A 19,742-nucleotide genomic window follows, 5' to 3' on the forward strand; every position below is an offset into this window, starting at 1 on the left:
AACATGAAAGTTATTATTGTGGAAGATGAGTTCCCGGCGCAGCAGGAACTCACCTGGTTGATTAATACTCACAGCCAGATGGAGATCGTCGGCACCTTTGACGACGGTCTCGATGTGCTGAAATTCCTGCAGCACAATAAAGTCGATGCCATCTTTCTCGACATCAATATTCCCTCTCTGGACGGCGTACTGCTGGCGCAAAATATTAGCCAGTTCGCGCATAAGCCGTTTATCGTTTTTATCACCGCGTGGAAAGAACATGCGGTGGAAGCCTTTGAACTGGAAGCGTTTGACTACATCCTTAAGCCTTATCAGGAATCGCGGATTATTAACATGCTGCAGAAGCTGTCCAGCGCCTGGCAGCAACAGCAGCAGGTGGCGGTGAGCGGCGCGCCCGCGCACAACCCAACCCGCGAAAACGACACCATTAATCTGATTAAAGACGAGCGGATCATCGTCACCAGCATTCATGATATTTATTACGCGGAAGCGCATGAAAAAATGACCTTCGTTTATACGCGCCGTGAATCATTCGTCATGCCGATGAACATCACTGAATTCTGCAGCAAACTGCCGGCTGCGCACTTCTTTCGCTGCCACCGCTCGTACTGCGTCAATCTGAATAAAATTCGCGAAATAGAGCCATGGTTCAACAACACCTACGTCCTACGGCTACGCGACCTTGAGTTTCAGGTGCCGGTCAGCCGCAGTAAGGTGAAAGAGTTTCGCCAGTTGATGAATCTGTAATGAGATGGGCGACGGCAGACACCGCCGCCCGGCTGAGAGTGGTTTAGAGGATATGCCCCAGCGTCTGGCGCAAATGCGCGCCGGAGCCCAGTAGGCCTGGGTTATCATGGACAATGAGATAAACCGGAATATCCTGCACGTAGGCTTTAAAGCGCCCTTTATCTTCAAACCCGCCGCGGAAACCCGACGCCTTAAAGAACTCAAGGAAACGCGGGACAATACCGCCTGCGATGTACACGCCGCCGAAAGTGCCGAGGGTCAGCGCCAGGTTACCGCCAAAGCGCCCCATAATGACGCAGAACAACGACAGCGCGCGGCGACAATCAATGCAGGTATCCGCCAGCGCGCGCTCGGTAACGTCCTTCGGTTGCAGGTTCTCCGGCAAACGGCCATCGGATTTAACAATCGCCCGATACAGATTAACTAATCCCGGGCCGGACAGAACGCGTTCGGCGGACACGTGGCCTAACTCGTTGCGTAGCTCCTCGAGAATAATGCCCTCTTCTTCGCTGTTCGGCGCGAAATCAACGTGGCCGCCCTCGCCAGGCAGGCTCACCCAGCGTTTATCAACGTGTACCAGGTGCGCTACGCCAAGACCGGTACCTGCGCCGTAGACTGCAATCGGTTTACCTTCCGCCGGTTGCGCGCCGCCGAACTGGATCAGATGCTCGTCTTTGAGCATTGGGATCGCCATCGACACCGCGGTAAAATCATTAATGATTTCCAGATGCGCGAATCCGAGGTTCTTTTTCATCTCGGCAATAGAAAAAGCCCAGGTATGGTTGGTCATCGCTACCCAGTCGCCGGTGATGGGGCAAGCAATGGCGATGCAGCCATCATCGACCTTCACGGCTTGTTCGTTGAGATAGACGCGTACAACGGCCTCAAGGCTTGGATAATCGAGCCCGGAATAAGTTTTAGCGCGGGAAATCTCCCCGCTTGCGATATCACATAACGCCAGACGGGCGTTAGTTCCGCCGACGTCTCCTACTAAAGCAAATTTTGTCATTCCGTTACGGCTCCGCTAAAGTCAAAATAATTCTTTTCGCACACTGTAAATTCATGGCGACATAACAACAACGCCCAACGTACAGCCGCCGGTAGTTTAGCGACATTGGTCACATTTAGCCTGTAATCTATGTAACACGGCATCTTATGACCTACACGCAACGTCAGGTTTGGCCTTAAGTTTATCGTTTCAGCACCATTTGCGCCGAAGCTCTTTACAGAGACAGGCAAAGTAGCGCTTCAGGACATTTAAAAGGAACCCTTCATGTTGCACCCGCGCGCCAGAACGATGCTGTTGTTATCGATACCCGCCATTCTTATTGGTATCGCTTCCAGCCTGGTATTGATTGTGGCGATGAAGATCGCCGCGATTCTGCAGAGCATCTTGTGGAGCGACCTGCCGGCACATGTCGGCATTGCCGCCGATAGCCCGCTGTGGATAATTGCCATCCTCACTCTCACCGGGATTGCCGTGGGGCTGGTAGTCCGTTTCAGCCCCGGTCATGGGGGGCCGGATCCGGCAACCGAATCCTTGATCGGCGCGCCCATCGCCACCAACGCGCTACCGGGGTTACTGGCGGCATTGATTCTCGGCCTCGCAGGCGGTGTCAGTCTCGGGCCGGAACATCCGATCATGGTCGTCAATATAGCGCTTGCCGTCGCCCTCGGTTCGCGTCTGTTTCCACGGGTAAGTTCGCTGGACTGGACAATTCTCGCCGCGTCGGGAACCATCGGCGCGCTGTTTGGCACGCCGGTTGCCGCGGCGCTTATTTTTTCGCAAACGCTCAATAGCAGCAGCGACGTTCCGTTATGGGACCGGCTGTTCGCCCCGCTGCTGGCGGCGGCGGCAGGCGCATTGACGACCGGTATTTTTTTCCATCCCAATTTCACTCTGCCAATCCCGCACTATCCGCACCTGCGCATCGTCGATATCATCAGCGGCGCGATTGTCACGCTTATCGCCATCGCCGTCGGCATGGTCGCCGTGTGGTGTCTGCCGCGTCTGCACGCGCTCATCCACCGGCTGAAAAATCCGGTGTTAATGCTGGGAATCGGTGGTTTTTTACTGGGGATCCTGGGCGTTATCGGCGGACATATTACGCTATTTAAAGGTCTGGATGAAATGCAGCAACTGGCCTCCAGCCAGACGCTTGGCGCTGGCGATTTTCTGCTCATTGCCGTGGTGAAATTGGCGGCGCTGGTGCTGGCGTCCGCATGCGGTTTCCGCGGCGGGCGTATTTTCCCGGCGGTGTTTGTCGGCGTCTCATTGGGGCTAATGCTGCATGCTCACGTTGAAGCGGTACCGGCCGCCATTACCATCTCCTGCGCGATCCTCGGCCTGGTGCTGGTCGTTACCCGCGACGGTTGGCTGAGTCTGTTTATGGCGTCAGTAGTGGTGCCTGACACCACCCTGTTGCCGCTGCTTTGTATCGTGATGCTCCCGGCCTGGCTACTGCTGGCCGGGAAGCCGTTGATGATTGCCAAACGCCGCGGCGATTAGCCGCGGTTGTTGCGATTTTCCAGCGCCTGGGTGACCGCGCGTAAGAAATCAGGAATATCCATTTTCGGCAGCATGACTTCGACCATCGTTAACTTATCGGAATTAATGCTATCGGCCATCGCCTCCGCCAATTCGCCGGTTTGCGTTACCCGCCAACAGCGGGAAGGCGTATCCGGCGCAAAAGCATCGGGGAAGCGGCTCCAGTCCCACAATGCGATATCGTTGTAGCGCTGTTCTGGCCCGTGAATCGCGCGCTCGACGGTGTAGCCCTCATTATTCAACAGCAAAATTAACAGCTTTTGCTTATCGCGCAGCATTGAGCTCATCTCCTGGATAGTGAGCTGGGCGGCGCCATCGCCAATGATTAATACCACCCTTCTGTCCGCGGCGGCTGTCTGTGCGCCGTAGGCGGCAGGTAGCGTAAAGCCGATTGAGCCCCATAGCGGCTGCACCAGCAGCGTCGCCTGGGAGGGAAGTTTTAATGAGGCGATGCCGAATGCCGAGGTCCCCTGGTCGGCAAGAATAATGTCGCCCGGCCGCAGCTGTTTCTCGACCGTACTCCAGAAGCTTTTCTGCGTCAGATTCCCCTGCGGCGCGCCGGAAGCGTCGGGCGCGATGATATCTGGCGCGCTCCATTCGGCGGACAGCTTGCCAGAAACGTCAATGAGTGCCGCCAGCGCCTGATCCATCGGGATCCGGCTGAACCAGTGATCGCCAACCCGCGCGGCGAACGGCTGGATTTCGATGGTTTTCTCCGTTGGCAAATGATGGGTAAAGCCGGCGGTAATCGTATCGGTAAAGCGCGTACCCACGCAGATGATGGCATCGGCGCTTTCCATCGCCTCGCGAGTCTGCGGCGCGCTGGCGATCCCGCTATAGGTCCCGGCAAAACCTGAGCCTTGTTCGTCAAATAGCCCTTTCCCCATCAGCATGGTGGCGTGGGTAATAGGCGCGGACTTAACCCACTGCTGTAGTGTGTTTTGCAGACCGTAACGCTGAGCGAGAAAATCCGCCAGCAGCGATACGCGGCGACTGCTGCGCAACAATTTGGCCGCGTGCTCGCGAAAGCCGGCAAGCTGGTTTTCATCGGCCGCCGGGCCCTTAATCACCAGCGCGCGGGCCGGCGGCACCGCACGGGCTTTCGCCACGTCGGCAGGCAGCATCAGATACCCTGGGCGGTGGTGGGTCAGCATGTCGCTTAATACCCGGTCAATTTCATGACAGGCGTTGCCCGCCGTTAGCGTCGCCTGAGTACAGGTAATTTGTTCGCTCATCCGCGAGAAATGGGTGAAATCGCCATCGCCGAGCGTATGGTGCAGGAGTTCACCGCGCTGCTGCGCGCCAGTGGAAGGGGCGCCCACAATATGCAGCACCGGGATATGTTCCGCATAACTACCGGCCACCCCATTCAACGCGCTTAACTCCCCTACGCCGTAGGTGGTTAGCAGCGCGCCAGCGCCTTTTATACGCGCATAGCCGTCTGCGGCGTAGGCCGCGTTCAGTTCGTTAGCACAGCCGACCCATCCCAAATCTTGATGGGCTATCACGTGATCGAGAAACTGTAAGTTGTAATCACCAGGTACGCCGAACAGGCGATCGATACCACAATCTACGAGACGATCCAGCAGATAATCGCCAATGGTGTAAGTCGGTTGCATATCCATAATCCTTGTTGTTGTGCAGGTAATCTGAGTATTAGATATGCGTTTTAACTGTCCAGATTGTGAGCAACAAAGAGGGTGGAAAGCAAAATTTACGCGTTTCCCCATATACTCCGCATACAACATTGATTAGTGTAAACGTATACACACCCTGTTTTGATGCGGAGGAAGTATGGTTTACCAGGCAAGTAACACGCGTTATCAGGCCATGGAGTACCGCCGATGCGGGCGCAGCGGCCTGAAGCTACCGGCGATATCTCTCGGCCTGTGGCATAACTTTGGCGATAAAACACTGGTAGAGAACAGCCGCCAGTTGCTGCGTCATGCCTTCGACCTTGGTATTACCCACTTCGACCTGGCGAACAATTACGGCCCACCGCCGGGATCGGCGGAGAGCAACTTCGGGCGGATCCTCAAAGAAGATTTTCTGCCCTACCGCGACGAACTCATCATCTCCAGTAAAGCGGGCTATACCATGTGGGACGGCCCTTATGGCGACTGGGGATCGCGCAAGTATCTGGTCGCCAGCCTCAACCAGAGCCTGAAGCGGATGGGCCTTGAGTACGTCGATATCTTTTATCACCACCGCCCGGATCCGGAGACGCCGCTGGAGGAGACCATGCGGGCGCTGGATCATCTGGTTCGCCAGGGGAAAGCGCTCTACGTTGGTTTATCAAACTACCCGCTTGAGCAGGCGCGTCAGGCTATCGCTATCCTCAACGATCTCGGCACGCCTTGCCTGATTCACCAACCCAAATATTCGATGTTTGAACGTTGGGTAGAAGAAGGATTATTAGCGATGCTGCAGGCCGAAGGCGTGGGAAGTATAGCGTTTTCACCGCTGGCCGGCGGGCAATTGACCAACCGCTATCTAAACGGTATTCCACCAGACTCGCGCGCAGCCAGCAATAGCCGTTTTTTACTGCCGGAACAGCTCACCGCCGAGCGGCTGGAAAAAGTCCGCCAACTTGACGCCATTGCCGGGCGCCGTGGACAGAAGCTCTCACAGATGGCGTTAGCCTGGGTGCTGCGAGAAGATAAGGTGACGTCAGTGCTGATCGGCGCCAGTAAAACGGCGCAACTGGATGATGCCGTAGGCATGTTAAGCAATCGCCAGTTCAGCGCTGAAGAGTGCGCCGCTATTGACGCGATCCTTGCGGTGTAAACTCATTTTTACTTTGGCAAAAAATGCTATTTCTTGCGATTTAAGAGTTCCCTGATGCTACGTCTCTTTACCGGCTCGTAATATCTGGTTAACAGGTCATTTAAGACCCGATCGTGAGGAGAAGAGTATGTTCAGGTCACTGATTCTGGCTGCGGTACTACTGGCATGCGCGCCGGTTATCGCTAATGCTGGTGAAATCACCCTGCTGCCATCGGTAAAATTACAAATTGGCGATCGTGACGGTTACGGTAACTACTGGGACGGTGGCGGCTGGCGCGACCGTGATTACTGGCGTCGTCATTATGAATGGCGCGATCACCGCTGGCATCGCCACGATAACGGCTGGCATCGCGGTTGGGATAAACGCGGCTGGGATCGTGGTCGCGCTTACGAGCGCGGCTATCGCGAAGGCTGGAACGATCGTCGTGGCGGCTGGGGCCGAGGCCCGGGCGGCGGACGTGGTCACGGCCACGGGCACCACTAATTGATAAAGGGAGCGCAAGCTCCCTTTTTTGTTGCCGTATTAATCTAATGCTGAACCAATAATCAGCCAGCCGTTCAGCGCCACCACAATCGCCACAATCAGCCAACCGATGTGTTTTACCCACCGACTATTAACCAGATCGCCCATTAACCGCGCATCGCTGGTAAAAATGAGCAGCGGCACCAGCGCCAGCGCAATCCCGAAGCTCAGCAACACCTGACTCATCACCAGGATACGCGTCGGGTCCAGCCCCATCATAATCACGATAAATGACGGCAGCATGGTGATTGTCCGGCGAAACCACAGCGGAATATGGAAGCGGATAAACCCCTGCATCACGACCTGCCCGGCAAGCGTTCCGACTACCGTCGACGAGAGACCGGCGGCAACCAGACTGAGACCAAAAACCGTCGCGGCGGCATGGCTGAGCAGCGGTTCGAGAGTTAAATAAGCCTGGTCGAGATCGGCCACGCCGGTGTGGCCGTTGAAGTGAAACGCAGCGGCGGCGGTCGCCATCATCGCCAGGTTAACGAAACCAGCGATGGTCATCGCAATCGCCACATCCCAGCGCGTGGCGTTATAGCGTTCTTTGCGCGACCCATCGTGCAGGTTCTGCGTCAGCGACGAGTGCAGATAAATAACATGCGGCATAATCGTCGCGCCGAGTACCCCGGCGGCAAGGAATACCGCCTCACCATTAGGCAGACTCGGAATGATCATGCCTTTGGTCAGCGGCGCTAACGCCGGTTGCGAGAAGATAAGCTCAACCACATAGGCCGCTGCCACAAACAGCAGTAGCCCGCCAATGACTTTTTCTAACGGTTTCTGCCCGCGACGCTGCAACATCAGGATCAGGAAAGTCGCGACACCGGTCAGCACCGCCCCCTGCAATAAGGAAATGCCGAGCAGCAGCTTAAAGCCGATGGCCGCACCGATAAATTCAGCCAGATCGGTCGCCATGGCGATAATTTCCGCCTGTACCCAATAAAACCATACCACCGGGCGCGGGTAGTGATCGCGGATCTGTTCCGCGAGGTTTTTACCGGTGGCGATACCGAGCTTGGCCGATAACACCTGAATCAGCATCGCCATCAGGTTCGCCCAGACCACTACCCATAATAATTGATAGCCAAAGCTGGCGCCTGCCTGGATATTCGTGGCGAAGTTACCCGGATCGATGTAGCCGATGGCAGCAATGAACGCGGGCCCCATCAGTGCGAGCCTCATCTTGCGCGCTGCGCGACCGCTGCTATTCTCAACGCGACTGCTAGTCATTTTCTGCCCCTGGAAATATAGCCTTTGCTATGTTTAATGCTATCAAAATGCGAATGATTATCAAGTTCATTTAGAAAGGTGATAATGATTGCTTTGATAGGAGGGAACGATAGTAGGCCAAATAACGAAACGGGCGTGAAGCTGTGGACAACGCGCCTTTCATCAGATTAGTACATTAATGCAACTTTTAATACCTTTGCATAACATAACAAAAATGTACGATTGATCACTATTTTTGTTATTGGTCACATATCCTTGCAATAGTGTGGATTCGATCTCGTTTTATTTAGGCTTGTTGCATAGAATGTGCACGGAAATTTAACCTGCCTCATATTTGGAGCAAATATGGACCGCGTCTTGCATTTTGTCCTCGCGATCGTTGTGGTGGCTATACTGGCCTTGTTGGTCAGTCACAACCGTAAGCAGATCCGCATTCGTTATGTTATTCAATTACTTGTTATTGAAGTTTTGCTGGCCTGGTTCTTCCTGAACTCCGATGTCGGTCTGGGTTTTGTGAAAGGCTTTTCCGAGATGTTCGAGAAACTTCTCGGTTTCGCCAACGAGGGCACCAACTTCGTATTCGGTAACATGAACGATAAAGGTCTGGCCTTCTTCTTCCTGAAGGTTTTGTGCCCAATCGTCTTTATTTCCGCGCTGATTGGTATTTTACAGCATATTCGCATTCTACCGATTGTCATCCGCGCTATCGGTACCGTGCTGTCGAAAGTTAACGGCATGGGTAAACTGGAATCTTTCAACGCCGTCAGCTCGCTGATCCTCGGTCAGTCGGAAAACTTCATCGCCTATAAAGATATTCTCGGCAAAATGTCGCGCAACCGTATGTACACCATGGCGGCAACCGCGATGTCTACCGTTTCGATGTCTATCGTCGGCGCGTATATGACTATGCTGCAGCCGAAGTATGTGGTTGCCGCGCTGGTGCTTAACATGTTCAGCACCTTTATCGTCCTGTCGCTGATTAACCCGTACCGCGTTGAGCAGAGCGAAGAAAACCTGCAGATGTCCAATCTGCACGAAGGTCAGAGCTTCTTCGAAATGCTGGGCGAATACATTCTGGCAGGCTTTAAAGTAGCGATTATCGTCGCGGCGATGCTGATCGGCTTTATCGCGCTGATTTCCGCACTCAACGCCCTGTTCGCGACCGTCACCGGCTGGTTTGGCTACAGCATCTCCTTCCAGGGGATCCTCGGCTACATCTTCTATCCGGTTGCGTGGGTGATGGGCGTGCCGGCGAGCGAAGCGCTGCAGGTGGGCAGTATTATGGCGACCAAACTGGTGTCTAACGAATTCGTGGCGATGATGGATCTGCAGAAAGTGGCAGCGACGCTCTCCCCGCGTGCGGAAGGTATCATCTCTATCTTCCTGGTCTCCTTCGCCAACTTCTCTTCTATCGGTATCATCGCTGGGGCAATTAAAGGCCTGAATGAAGAGCAGGGTAACGTGGTTTCCCGCTTTGGCCTGAAACTGGTTTACGGTTCCACGCTGGTCAGCGTGTTGTCAGCTTCCATCGCTGCGCTGGTGCTGTAATCCCAAACTGACGTTAATAGCATAACAAGCCGGGCAGCGTTATCGCCCGGCTTTTTTACGCCTTTAATTCGCTTAACGGCTGCGGTTTGCCAATCAGGTAACCCTGTAAATAATCGACGCCCAGCGCCAACAGCATCGCCTTTTGCGCCTCTGTCTCGACGTACTCTGCGACGACCGTAAGCTGTTTCGCCCGCGCGATTTCGATTATGGATTTGACGATAATCGCATCAAGCTGGTCGCTCTCGATTTCGTGCACGAAGCAGCCGTCAATTTTTACGATATCCGCCTGCAGGCTCTTCAGACGCTCATAGTTCGCGTAACCGGTACCGAAGTCATCAATGGCGATAGCGCAACCGAACTCACTCAGCAGCTGAATATTATGCATGCTGGTATCCGCATTCGAGAACGCCTGCTCCTCGGTTATCTCAATCGTAATATACGCAGGCGATACGCGATAACGCTTAAACAATGCGATAATCTGAGCGGCGCTATCCTTTTGCATCAGCGTATACGGCAGCAAATTGACGGAGAAGCGTCGGCCAGGATGGTGATCGATCTGGCTGAACAGCGTTTCCAGAACCAGCATATCGAAACGCTGGCTGAGGTTGAACTGCGCAATAAGCGGAATAAAACGATCCGGCGTGATAATCGTCTCGCCGCAACGCATACGGGTGAGGATTTCGTAATAGCCCTCCCCTTCTGCGTTCTGAATCGGCTGCGCATACAGCAGTAGGCTACGCTCGTTCAGCGCTTGTTTTATTTTCGTCAGCATCCGTACCTGTTCGGTCGTTTGATCGGAAACCTCTTCCTGCGCGATATCTAACGCCAGCACCCGCTGCACGGCGCCAGCCTGCTCCGATAACCAGCTAAGCTGGCCAAGCATGGGGTGTAATTCGGTCTCAATGCCGCTGTAACTACCCCACGCCGCGCCAAACTCTAAATCCAGATCCTGGTTATGCCAGTTAAATTTAGCGTGGTTAAGCATCGAGACGATGTGGTTTAACCGTGCCGCCGGTTCCGGCCCCTCTATCACCAGCAATAACTCGCTACCCGGGAGCTGATAAATTTTATCGTGGTGATCCAGGAGCGGCTGCAGACGGCGGGCTATTTGCCGTTTGCACTCTACACGCATCATCATGCCGTAGTGACGGCTAAGGAAGTCCAGGTTTTCGATACGCAGGCTGCTAATAACAACCCGAGGCGATTGGCGCAAATGCCCTTCCAGCGCCCGCAGATTGGGTAACCCGGTTAACGGATCTTCTTCAGCCCGATCGCGCCAGCGCTGTTTAATTCTCTCGCTACGCGAATAAATATCCGTCATGTAAAACAAACAAATCGTGAATGAAATTAACACCGACAGGACAAATGACAAGGAGTACCCCGATTGAACGCCCTGGAGAAAATTTTTGTTATAGGCCACTAAAAAGAATGCCGAAATAGCCCAGGTAATGCGAATTAATTCATGCCCCAGCCGGCCGATACCGATGAAGTAGAGAATAAAAATAATCGGCACCAGATATCCAGCAATTAAATCTGAATCAAAAGGCGCGCAAAGCACCAGCATGATTGTGATTAATGCCATAAACCAATATATGGTAAAGGCTCTTCTTTTTTTCACCAGCCACGGTTGGCAATGACGCAACCAAAACACCCGCCGGTAACGTGGGCAAACCATCATTCTCATCGGGTAATAGAAAGCGGTAGTAAAGATTAAGGCGGCGCATATCAACGCCTGGATATCAATAACGGAATAGATGATCGACGCGGTACTGAAGTAGCTGGAGACGGCAAGCGGGAAGGCGAAGAAGCGCCCCGCCAGATACATCGTCAGCTTAAGCAGAATGGGGGCAAAGAAGCCGCCCCAGAAGATACGGCGACCGATATGGCGCTTGGCAGGCCTTCCGCTACGCCATTTTTTCCCCGACAACGAGCGCATGATAGCGAAGGTGAAAAAGACGGAAAATAACTGACAAAATAACAGGATAGCGGCCTGTGTATAAGTTAGATCTATTACAAATGTATTAGTAATTGCAAACGCAACAATCAAGGGGGCAACGGCGTAACGGCCAAAAATACAAATGGTTGCGTACATTACGCTTAATGGCAGCCATGCCAGATAAATTTTTTTTCCGTCGATAAGGGTTTGCGGAGAAATTAATCGAGATAGCGGAATAAAAATCAAACAAACAATTAACGCCAGCAGAGTTTTTTTAACTTTGATGTTAAATATGTCAGTCATTATTGTTAATCAACACCTCTGCGGCTAAAAAATTATAAGCAATCAGAAAATAGTATGTTGGTTAATAATGGCAGGCAAGAAAATAAATCGAGAAAAATTCCTAAATTACGTTGGTTTTTATTTGCTCGATACACGCTGACGTAAGCTTAACGTCATTTACATTAACGGCGCAAAAAGCAAAAACCCCCGCCGTAGCGAGGGTTCGAATTTTGGTGGAGCTAAGCGGGATCGAACCGCTGACCTCTTGCATGCCATGCAAGCGCTCTCCCAGCTGAGCTATAGCCCCACAGGACCTCTTTACGAACCAAATCCGCTGGGTGCAGAATTTGGTGGAGCTAAGCGGGATCGAACCGCTGACCTCTTGCATGCCATGCAAGCGCTCTCCCAGCTGAGCTATAGCCCCGTAACGTAAAGCGTGTCGTGTTGACGGGCGGCATAATATGAATTCCTTCGCCAGGTGTCAACGGCAAAATTACCCCTCCTGATTCAATCGCTGAAAAAGCAGGCAAATAGCTGACAATGCGAGCCTTATCGCAGGCAGGCGTTAAACATGTCACTATTTCCTGTAAAAGGATGCTATAACATGAAGCACTAATTCCCACATATTTACTCAGGAAATAGTATGCTCAAGGAACGAATGACTCCGGAAGAAATTGCGCATCTAACTGGCTTCAGCCGACAGACGATAAATAAATGGGTCCGTAAAGAGGGGTGGCAAACTTCTCCGCGGCCTGGCGTGCAGGGAGGCAAAGCGCGTCTCGTACACGTTAACGAGCAGGTACGAGAGTTTATCCGCAATGCCCAGCGCGTAGCGGAAACGCCCTCGCCATATTCGGTCGCCGAGACCGATCTCGAGCCATTATTGCTGACGCTCTGTAAAGAGATGACTCATCGCGAACAGAAGCAGCTAATGTCGCTGCTGCTGCGTGAAGGCATAACCGGGTTGTTAAACCGTCTTGGAATACGCGGCCAGTAAAAAACGAATGATGAAACTGAAAGAAAAAATGACGCCTGCAGAGCTTGCCGAAGTTCTGGGTCTGGCCAGACAAACGGTCAACCGCTGGGCGCGGGAACAAAAGTGGCGAACCGAGGCGATTCCCGGCGTCAAAGGCGGGCGTGCGCGTTTAATTGTCATCGACCGGCCAGTGATCGATTTTCTGACCAATATTCCGGCATTTCGTCATCTGAATGAAGAGTATCAGCTCGCCGAACAGCCCAGCGGCTACTTTATTAATGAAGCGGATGCGGTATGGCGGCAAATCGCCGATACGCTGCAGCTGATGACCGCCGCAGAACAAACTCACCTGCGCGATCTTCTTGCTCGCGATGGTATTAGTGGCTTCCTGGCGCGGTTAGGTATTAGCCCCGCGACAAAATAGCGGCGAAAAAAACGGCAGGATTAACCTGCCGCTTGCTTTAGCTTACGCTCGGCCTCAGGACTGCTGGCTTTCACGTTCGGCGATAAACGCCAGCGCTTTGTTGATACGTTCAATGCTACGGGATTTACCGATCGCATGAACGGTGACGTCCAGCGCCGGAGATTGACCCGCGCCGGTCACGGCCACACGCAGCGGCATGCCCACTTTCCCCATGCCCACTTCCAGCTCATCAGCGGTCGCCTGAATCGCATGATGGACATTTTCCGCTGTCCAGTCGCTAATGGCCGCCAGCTTATCGCGAACCACTTCCAGCGGCTGACGCGCCACCGGACGTAGGTGTTTCTTCGCCGCATCGGCGTCGAACTCGGCGAACTCTTCATAGAAGTAGCGGCAGCTCTGGGCAATCTCTTTCAGCGTTTTGCAACGCTCGCCCAGCAGTTTAACCAGTTCGGACAACTGCGGGCCGTTACGGGTATCGATATTTTCCTGCTCAATGTGCCACTGCAGATGCGTCGCGACATATTCTGCCGGCAGCGTGTTGATGTAGTGATGGTTTAACCACAGCAGTTTATCGGTGTTGAACGCACTGGCGGACTTGCTGACCGCGCCCAGCGAGAAGAACTCGATCATCTCTTCGCGGGTGAAGATCTCCTGATCGCCATGGGACCAGCCCAGACGCACCAGATAGTTCAGCAACGCTTCCGGCAGGTAGCCGTCGTCACGGTACTGCATCACACTCACCGCACCGTGGCGCTTGGAAAGTTTTTTACCGTCATCGCCGTTGATCATCGATACGTGCGCATAAACCGGCACCGGCGCATTCAGCGCTTTCAGGATATTGATCTGGCGCGGGGTATTGTTGATGTGGTCTTCACCGCGGATCACGTGGGTGATCGCCATATCCCAGTCATCAACTACGACGCAGAAGTTATAGGTCGGGGAGCCGTCGGTGCGGCGAATGATCAGATCGTCCAGCTCCTGGTTGCTGAATTCGATCGGCCCGCGGATCTGGTCGTCAAAGATAACCGAACCTTCCTGCGGGTTGGCAAAACGCACGACGCAAGGCTCATCGGCGGCGTGATGCTGATGATCATGACGGCAGCGGCCGTCGTAGCGCGGCTTTTCACCGTTCGCCATCTGTTCTTCGCGCAGCGCGTCCAGACGTTCTTTCGAGCAGTAGCATTTATAAGCGGTACCTGCTTCCAGCATTTCATCAATAACCGCGTTATAGCGATCGAAACGTTTAGTCTGGAAGTACGGACCTTCATCCCACTCCAGATTCAGCCAGTTCATCCCATCCATGATGGCTTCAATTGCTTCCGGGGTGGAGCGTTCGAGATCGGTGTCTTCAATACGCAGCACAAACTCACCGCCGTGGTTACGTGCAAAAAGCCAGGAATAGAGAGCAGTACGCGCACCGCCAACGTGCAGATAGCCTGTTGGGCTTGGCGCGAAGCGAGTTTTGATTTTCATGAAATGGCCTTACGTTTAATAAAGATGCCGATAGTCGGCAGTGTTCTTGGAATTGATAGGGGAATATTCTAACACCACGGGCTGATTCCTCAATGTAGATCCCGCCTCAACATCACGCTTTACCATTTTTGTTTATAAATCATACGCCGAAGCTGATTTTGCGATCGCTTTGTTTAATTTTACGACGAACAAACAAATTATTTAGAAAAGGCGTTGACTCAAATTCAACTCTCCCTATAATGCGACTCCACACAGCGGGGGTGATTAGCTCAGCTGGGAGAGCACCTCCCTTACAAGGAGGGGGTCGGCGGTTCGATCCCGTCATCACCCACCAACTACTTTACGTAGTCTCCGCCGTGTAGAACAGAAAATTGAGAAGTGGGTGATTAGCTCAGCTGGGAGAGCACCTCCCTTACAAGGAGGGGGTCGGCGGTTCGATCCCGTCATCACCCACCACTTTCTCGCCAGCTGGATTTTCTGTCAAAATGTGAAGTACCGAAGTGGGTGATTAGCTCAGCTGGGAGAGCACCTCCCTTACAAGGAGGGGGTCGGCGGTTCGATCCCGTCATCACCCACCACTTCGGGTCGTTAGCTCAGTTGGTAGAGCAGTTGACTTTTAATCAATTGGTCGCAGGTTCGAATCCTGCACGACCCACCAATGTAAAAAGGCGCCCTAAAGGCGCCTTTTTGCTATGCGCAGAACTTTAAGATTCGACAAAATTGTCGGGAACAATTTTGCACAACGCGACAGCGTTGGCCCGTAGGGCGAGTCTCAGGATGAGACGAGTTTCCCTGCTGCAGGTTCGGGTCGAACGCAGTGAGACAACGGAGCCGCTTGCGGCGACGGCCCGAAGGGCGAGGCGAAGCCGAGTCATCCTGCACGACCCACCAATGTAAAAAGGCGCCTTTTTGCTATGCGCAGAACGCCAGATAGCGGAACGGCCTGCAACGACAGCCAACAATGAAGAACAGGCTATCAATACGCTTCTGACGGAATTTTTTCACTTTCCACTCCAGGTTCGATAATCGCCACGACGGTACAGGGTGGCGGCGGCATGATTCCATTATTAATCGCTATCAGATTGCCATCCTCTCTTTGCGCAAACAGCGGTGTTGCACCGGGGTTGGTGCTGAGATACTCCGGCCAGCCAAAATTGTTATTCAGGCGAGTGACTTTCATGACTGCGCCTTTCGCTATCAGGCTACTAAGCCGTGCCCAGGTCATATCAGTATCGAAAAGCTGTTCGTGACGCGTTTCTTTCTCACTACGTCCTTTAGTCACAGGCCCCGTACGGATTGAGAAGACGCGATTATTACCAAATATATGCTGAAAATGCAGGGTGGTCAGCGCATTCTGGTGACGATTTGGCGACAAGGCGATCACCTGACGAATCTCACTCAGATTCAGGTAGTTTTCCGCATGTTCAGACCAGACATTGCCATAATATGTTGGTAACCCTTCCATTCTTGCCAGCCGGTAGTATTCCCAGCTGTTATCGCTCAGCTGAACCGGAATATCGAGTTTTCTGAGCGCCTGGGCCAGGGTTCTGGCGACCGTATTCGCCCCGACAATCAGCACTCCTCGAGGCCTACGTTGCTGCACGCCAAGCCAGCGCGCCAATTGACTGCTGGTAAGGCTTTGCAAAACTACCGTACCTATAATGATTGCGAAAACGACGGTTACCAGCTGATCCGCGTTCTCATAGCCTTTTTTTTGCAGCGTCAAAGCAAACAGGGAACTGACAGCGGCAGCAACGATTCCGCGCGGGGCGATCCAACATAACATCAGCCTGTCACGCCAATGCAAGCTGGAACGCCATGTCGAAACAAGAATGCATAGTGGACGGGCCACAAACTGGACGATAAGCATCAATATCAGCAGCGGCCAGCCCATCGCCCAGAGTGCATGGATATCAAGACGGGCCGCCAGGATGATAAATAGCGCTGAAAGTAAGATGGCGGATAGCTCTTCTTTAAATTCAACGATATCCGAGGTCTCAACCTCTCGCATATTAGCCAGCCAGATCCCCAGGACCGTTACCGCAAGCAGACCAGATTCATCCGCCAGCGTATTGGACACGCCAAACGTCAATAGAACGAAGGATAAAACAGCGAAGTTTTGCAGATAACCCGGGATCCAACCACGCCTGAGCGCATTCCCTAAGAAAACGCCAAACACCGCCCCGCTCACCAGCCCTATAACGACCGTTTTTGTAAGCATGATCAGCAAATGAAGCCATGTGCCCGTTTGCTCCTGCAAAGTAATAAACTCAAATACTAATAGGGTAAAAATCGCTCCCACCGGATCAATGACGATCCCTTCCCAGCGCAGTACCTGATTAATAGAGGCTGTTGGGCGAACCACTCGCATGAGTGGAGAAATCACTGTCGGCCCTGTAACCACCGTGACCGCCCCGATCAGCGCTGAAATCTGCGGCGTGAGGCCTAAAATTCCCCAGCAGGTTAGTGAGATAACGGCGAAGGTAATCAACATTCCAACTGTGACTAAATTGCGCACAATACCACCCAAGCCGCGAATCTCATCAAAGCGTAGCGTTAGGGCCCCTTCAAACAGAATGATGGCCACCGACAGCGATACCAGTGGGAAAAGTAGAGGACCAAATAATATATCCGGTTGCAATAAATGCACCCCGGGGCCAAGTAGTACGCCGATGAGCAACAGCGGCAGGATAGAAGGTATACGTAATCGCCACGCCAACCACTGAGCAAGCAGCGAAGCAATGGAAATAATAACGAGCATAAAAGGGACTGATAATTCCATTTTTTACCATTCTCAAATAGCGTGTGGAAAATTCAACAGCTCGGCCGCCCGACAATGACACGCTCCGCTCTATTCTCTGTATAGTGTAAACAAGTTGATCGAACGTAGTGTATTTAAACAATGATTCAAATTGGGGCTGTTGATTTCTGAACCGACTAAAGCAGGGTTTTCATCAGGCATGAGAAAAGGAAATATCTACGATTGTGCAGTATAAAAAGTAGCGTTCCCCACCAGCGTTAAGAATGACGCTTAGCGCTGATAAAGCGGGTCCTCGATCCTGGCTGATGTCAGGTTTGCCCCCTCTTCACGCACGATCTCCCATAGCGCCTGCGCCGCGGTCGACAGCGAGCGATTTTTACGCTGCGCCAGCATCAATTGGCGCTCCACAACCGGGGTTAATCTTTTTACCTGCAAACGGCTGCCCTGCGGCAAGGGTAAAGCCAGCGCCGGCAGCACGCTAATACCAATCCCCGATTCCACCATCGGGAACAGCGTCGCCGGATGACCAATCTCCTGCACGATATCGGCTTTGATGGCGAAACGCGCCAGCGCGGCATCAATCAGCGGCCGACTGCCGGAAGCATAGTCCTGCAATACCAGCCTCTCCCCTTGCAACTCCTGCCAGTTGACCGATAACTGACGGGAAAAACGGTGATCCTCACGACATAACAACAGAAAAGGTTCCGCCAACACCGACTCGCACTGCAAGTCCGTCGCCGTCCCCGGATCGATAACGATACCAAAATCAACCTCGCCCTGACGGATACTTTCCAGCACCCACTGCTGCGGCCTGTCATGCAGTACGAAATCAATATCCGGATAGCGGCGATTGCTATGAGCGATGCATTGTGGGATCAGATGCGCCGAGATGGTCTGGCTGGCGGCGACGCGCACGGTCCCCGTCAACTGCTGCCCTACCCGCCCCGCTTCACGCAGGGTCACATGGAGTTCATCAAGCAAACGCTCAAGCTTGCCCGCCAACTGATGGCCTGCTTCGGTGAGCACCACTTCACGCGTCGTTCTGTCGAGCAAACGTACGCCGGTCTGGTGCTCCAGCTCCTTAACGCTATGGCTCACTGCCGACTGGCTGAGACCAATAATTTCCCCCGCGCGGCTAAAACTGCGCGCCCTGGCGACGGTGACAAAGACCTTTAACTGACGTAACGAGTAATTCATCTGTTTTATTCATGAATAGATGCAATAAATCAATTTTATTTCTCAAAACAAAGAAAGCACAATAGCGGCATCGAATTTCAGGAGCGTTTATGAAACTTTTCCGCATTCTTGATCCATTTACACTGACATTGATTACCGTGGTTCTGCTGGCCTCGTTCTTTCCGGCGCGCGGCGAATTCGTCCCTTTCGTCGAGCATCTCACCACCGCCGCCATCGCGCTGTTATTCTTTATGCACGGCGCCAAGCTGTCGCGTGAAGCAATTATCGCCGGTGGCAGCCACTGGCGTTTACACCTGTGGGTGATGTGCAGCACCTTTATTGTTTTTCCGGTTCTGGGGGTTCTGTTTGCGTGGTGGGCGCCGATTAAGGTCGACCCGATGCTCTATAGCGGTTTTATTTACCTTTGCATATTGCCGGCGACCGTACAGTCAGCAATTGCCTTTACTTCGCTCGCCGGCGGTAACGTCGCCGCGGCGGTCTGTTCCGCTTCAGCATCAAGTCTGCTCGGTATTTTTGTTTCGCCATTGCTGGTAGGGCTGCTAATGCATTTGCATGGCGCTGGCGGCGATCTGGAACAGGTCGGTAAGATTATGCTGCAACTGCTGCTGCCGTTTGTTCTTGGACACTTGTCGCGCCCGTGGATCGGTAGCTGGGTGGCGAAACATAAAAAATGGATTGGCAAAACCGATCAGACCTCGATCTTGCTGGTGGTCTACTCAGCCTTCAGCGAAGCCGTCGTCAATGGAATCTGGCATAAAGTGGGCGTGGGATCGCTGCTGTTTATCGTCGTTGTCAGCCTGGTGCTGTTGGCTATTGTCATCGCGATCAACGTTTTTGTCGCCCGCCGCTGCGGCTTTAGCAAGCCGGATGAAATTACCATCGTCTTCTGCGGCTCGAAAAAGAGCCTGGCGAACGGGATACCGATGGCGAATATCCTGTTCCCGGCATCGATTCTGGGGATAATGGTGCTGCCGCTAATGATCTTCCATCAGATCCAACTGATGGTCTGCGCTGTACTGGCTCGTCGCTATAAAGCGCAGACAGACGCCCAACAGGCGCAGGAGAAATCCCGCGCTACGGCAGGTTAACGCGGTTGTTTAAGGGGCTGCACCAGTTGCGTCAGCCCCTCGGTCTTGATTAATAAGGTCAACGCCATCAGCTCGCCGAGATGCCCGGCAGGGAATTGATCCTTACGGGCAAACCACAGCAAATACTCTTCCGGGACGTCGATCAAACGGCGCCCCTTATATTTGCCAAATGGCATCTCGGTATTAGCAATCTCGATGAGCTGCGCTTTATCCACG

At 53.2% G+C, this 19,742-nt stretch carries 16 protein-coding genes, 6 tRNA genes and 1 other RNA gene; 13 read left to right on the forward strand and 10 right to left on the reverse strand.

Features of this window, described 5'->3' with window-relative positions; genetic code table 11:
• Nucleotides 1-3 precede the first annotated feature (3 nt).
• Entirely contained in the window at nt 4-747 is a 744-nt protein-coding gene (locus tag EAE_RS00250; RefSeq protein ID WP_013878149.1) for a LytR/AlgR family response regulator transcription factor, read from the forward strand.
• A 43-nt stretch (nt 748-790) separates the two neighbouring features.
• On the opposite strand, the gene glk is transcribed toward EAE_RS00250, so the two are convergent.
• On the reverse strand, nt 791-1,756 hold the full coding sequence (gene glk / locus EAE_RS00255; protein ID WP_013878150.1) for a glucokinase: 966 nt from the start codon (nt 1,754-1,756) through the stop codon (nt 791-793).
• Between the two features lie 264 nt (nt 1,757-2,020).
• Here glk and EAE_RS00260 point away from each other — a divergent pair, with 264 nt between their 5' ends.
• Nucleotides 2,021-3,256 (forward strand): ion channel protein, encoded by a 1,236-nt coding sequence (locus EAE_RS00260; RefSeq protein WP_013878151.1) that lies wholly within the window; start codon nt 2,021-2,023, stop codon nt 3,254-3,256.
• Here EAE_RS00260 and EAE_RS00265 read toward each other — a convergent pair.
• Nucleotides 3,253-4,914 carry an alpha-keto acid decarboxylase family protein gene (locus tag EAE_RS00265; RefSeq protein WP_013878152.1) on the reverse strand — a complete coding sequence of 554 codons (1,662 nt, stop codon included), beginning with the start codon at nt 4,912-4,914 and terminating at the stop codon, nt 3,253-3,255. The genes EAE_RS00260 and EAE_RS00265 overlap by 4 nt on opposite strands.
• Before the next feature lie 175 nt (nt 4,915-5,089).
• Between EAE_RS00265 and mgrA the strand changes: the two genes are divergently transcribed.
• Together mgrA and EAE_RS00275 are read left to right on the forward strand one after the other, a co-directional pair.
• Nucleotides 5,090-6,082 carry an L-glyceraldehyde 3-phosphate reductase gene (gene mgrA / locus EAE_RS00270; protein WP_013878153.1) on the forward strand — a complete coding sequence of 331 codons (993 nt, stop codon included), beginning with the start codon at nt 5,090-5,092 and terminating at the stop codon, nt 6,080-6,082.
• A gap of 127 nt (nt 6,083-6,209) precedes the next feature.
• A complete protein-coding gene (locus tag EAE_RS00275) occupies nt 6,210-6,566 on the forward strand; it encodes a DUF2502 domain-containing protein (protein ID WP_013878154.1) in 357 nt (118 codons plus the stop codon).
• A 39-nt stretch (nt 6,567-6,605) separates the two neighbouring features.
• Here EAE_RS00275 and EAE_RS00280 read toward each other — a convergent pair whose 3' ends face one another.
• Nucleotides 6,606-7,841, reverse strand: coding sequence for an Nramp family divalent metal transporter (locus EAE_RS00280; RefSeq protein ID WP_013878155.1), 1,236 nt, complete (start codon nt 7,839-7,841; stop codon nt 6,606-6,608).
• Nucleotides 7,842-8,186: 345 nt separating this feature from the next.
• Between EAE_RS00280 and nupC the strand changes: the two genes are divergently transcribed.
• On the forward strand, nt 8,187-9,389 hold the full coding sequence (gene nupC / locus EAE_RS00285) for a nucleoside permease NupC (RefSeq protein ID WP_013878156.1): 1,203 nt from the start codon (nt 8,187-8,189) through the stop codon (nt 9,387-9,389).
• A 55-nt stretch (nt 9,390-9,444) separates the two neighbouring features.
• On the opposite strand, the gene EAE_RS00290 is transcribed toward nupC, so the two are convergent.
• The 3 genes from EAE_RS00290 to EAE_RS00300 form a co-directional block, all read right to left on the reverse strand.
• The gene (locus EAE_RS00290; RefSeq protein ID WP_013878157.1) at nt 9,445-11,628 is read right to left on the reverse strand and encodes an EAL domain-containing protein; all 2,184 of its coding nucleotides are present in this window, start codon (nt 11,626-11,628) and stop codon (nt 9,445-9,447) included.
• Nucleotides 11,629-11,838: 210 nt separating this feature from the next.
• Nucleotides 11,839-11,914, reverse strand: a tRNA-Ala gene (locus tag EAE_RS00295).
• A 41-nt stretch (nt 11,915-11,955) separates the two neighbouring features.
• Nucleotides 11,956-12,031 (reverse strand) — tRNA-Ala (locus EAE_RS00300).
• A gap of 219 nt (nt 12,032-12,250) precedes the next feature.
• On the opposite strand from EAE_RS00300, the gene EAE_RS00305 reads away from it, so the two are divergent.
• Together EAE_RS00305 and EAE_RS00310 are read left to right on the forward strand one after the other, a co-directional pair.
• The gene (locus EAE_RS00305) at nt 12,251-12,604 is read left to right on the forward strand and encodes a YfeC-like transcriptional regulator (RefSeq protein WP_013878158.1); all 354 of its coding nucleotides are present in this window, start codon (nt 12,251-12,253) and stop codon (nt 12,602-12,604) included.
• Between the two features lie 7 nt (nt 12,605-12,611).
• Entirely contained in the window at nt 12,612-13,007 is a 396-nt protein-coding gene (locus EAE_RS00310; RefSeq protein ID WP_013878159.1) for a YfeC-like transcriptional regulator, read from the forward strand.
• A gap of 54 nt (nt 13,008-13,061) precedes the next feature.
• Here EAE_RS00310 and gltX read toward each other — a convergent pair whose 3' ends face one another.
• Nucleotides 13,062-14,480, reverse strand: coding sequence for a glutamate--tRNA ligase (gltX, locus tag EAE_RS00315; RefSeq protein WP_013878160.1), 1,419 nt, complete (start codon nt 14,478-14,480; stop codon nt 13,062-13,064).
• 258 nt (nt 14,481-14,738) lie between these two features.
• Here gltX and EAE_RS00320 point away from each other — a divergent pair.
• From EAE_RS00320 to EAE_RS00340, 5 genes are all read left to right on the forward strand, one after another.
• Nucleotides 14,739-14,814: transfer RNA gene (locus EAE_RS00320), tRNA-Val, on the forward strand.
• 46 nt (nt 14,815-14,860) lie between these two features.
• Nucleotides 14,861-14,936 (forward strand) — tRNA-Val (locus EAE_RS00325).
• 46 nt (nt 14,937-14,982) lie between these two features.
• Nucleotides 14,983-15,058: transfer RNA gene (locus EAE_RS00330), tRNA-Val, on the forward strand.
• Between the two features lie 4 nt (nt 15,059-15,062).
• Nucleotides 15,063-15,138: transfer RNA gene (locus EAE_RS00335), tRNA-Lys, on the forward strand.
• Nucleotides 15,139-15,233: 95 nt separating this feature from the next.
• Nucleotides 15,234-15,371, forward strand: a non-coding RNA gene (locus EAE_RS00340) — RtT sRNA.
• An 85-nt stretch (nt 15,372-15,456) separates the two neighbouring features.
• On the opposite strand, the gene EAE_RS00345 is transcribed toward EAE_RS00340, so the two are convergent.
• Together EAE_RS00345 and EAE_RS00350 are read right to left on the reverse strand one after the other, a co-directional pair.
• The gene (locus EAE_RS00345) at nt 15,457-17,262 is read right to left on the reverse strand and encodes a cation:proton antiporter (RefSeq protein ID WP_013878161.1); all 1,806 of its coding nucleotides are present in this window, start codon (nt 17,260-17,262) and stop codon (nt 15,457-15,459) included.
• 249 nt (nt 17,263-17,511) lie between these two features.
• Nucleotides 17,512-18,438: a LysR family transcriptional regulator gene (locus EAE_RS00350; protein WP_013878162.1), complete on the reverse strand. Its 927-nt coding sequence runs from the start codon at nt 18,436-18,438 to the stop codon at nt 17,512-17,514.
• Nucleotides 18,439-18,527: 89 nt separating this feature from the next.
• Between EAE_RS00350 and EAE_RS00355 the strand changes: the two genes are divergently transcribed.
• The gene (locus EAE_RS00355; protein WP_013878163.1) at nt 18,528-19,526 is read left to right on the forward strand and encodes a bile acid:sodium symporter family protein; all 999 of its coding nucleotides are present in this window, start codon (nt 18,528-18,530) and stop codon (nt 19,524-19,526) included.
• Here EAE_RS00355 and EAE_RS00360 read toward each other — a convergent pair.
• Complete coding sequence (locus EAE_RS00360) at nt 19,523-19,741, reverse strand: DUF3820 family protein (protein ID WP_013878164.1); 219 nt, start codon at nt 19,739-19,741, stop codon at nt 19,523-19,525. The two genes, EAE_RS00355 and EAE_RS00360, sit on opposite strands and share 4 nt — an antisense overlap.
• Nucleotide 19,742: the final 1 nt, after the last annotated feature.

This window comes from Klebsiella aerogenes KCTC 2190 (genome assembly GCF_000215745.1).
Taxonomy (GTDB): domain Bacteria; phylum Pseudomonadota; class Gammaproteobacteria; order Enterobacterales; family Enterobacteriaceae; genus Klebsiella; species Klebsiella aerogenes.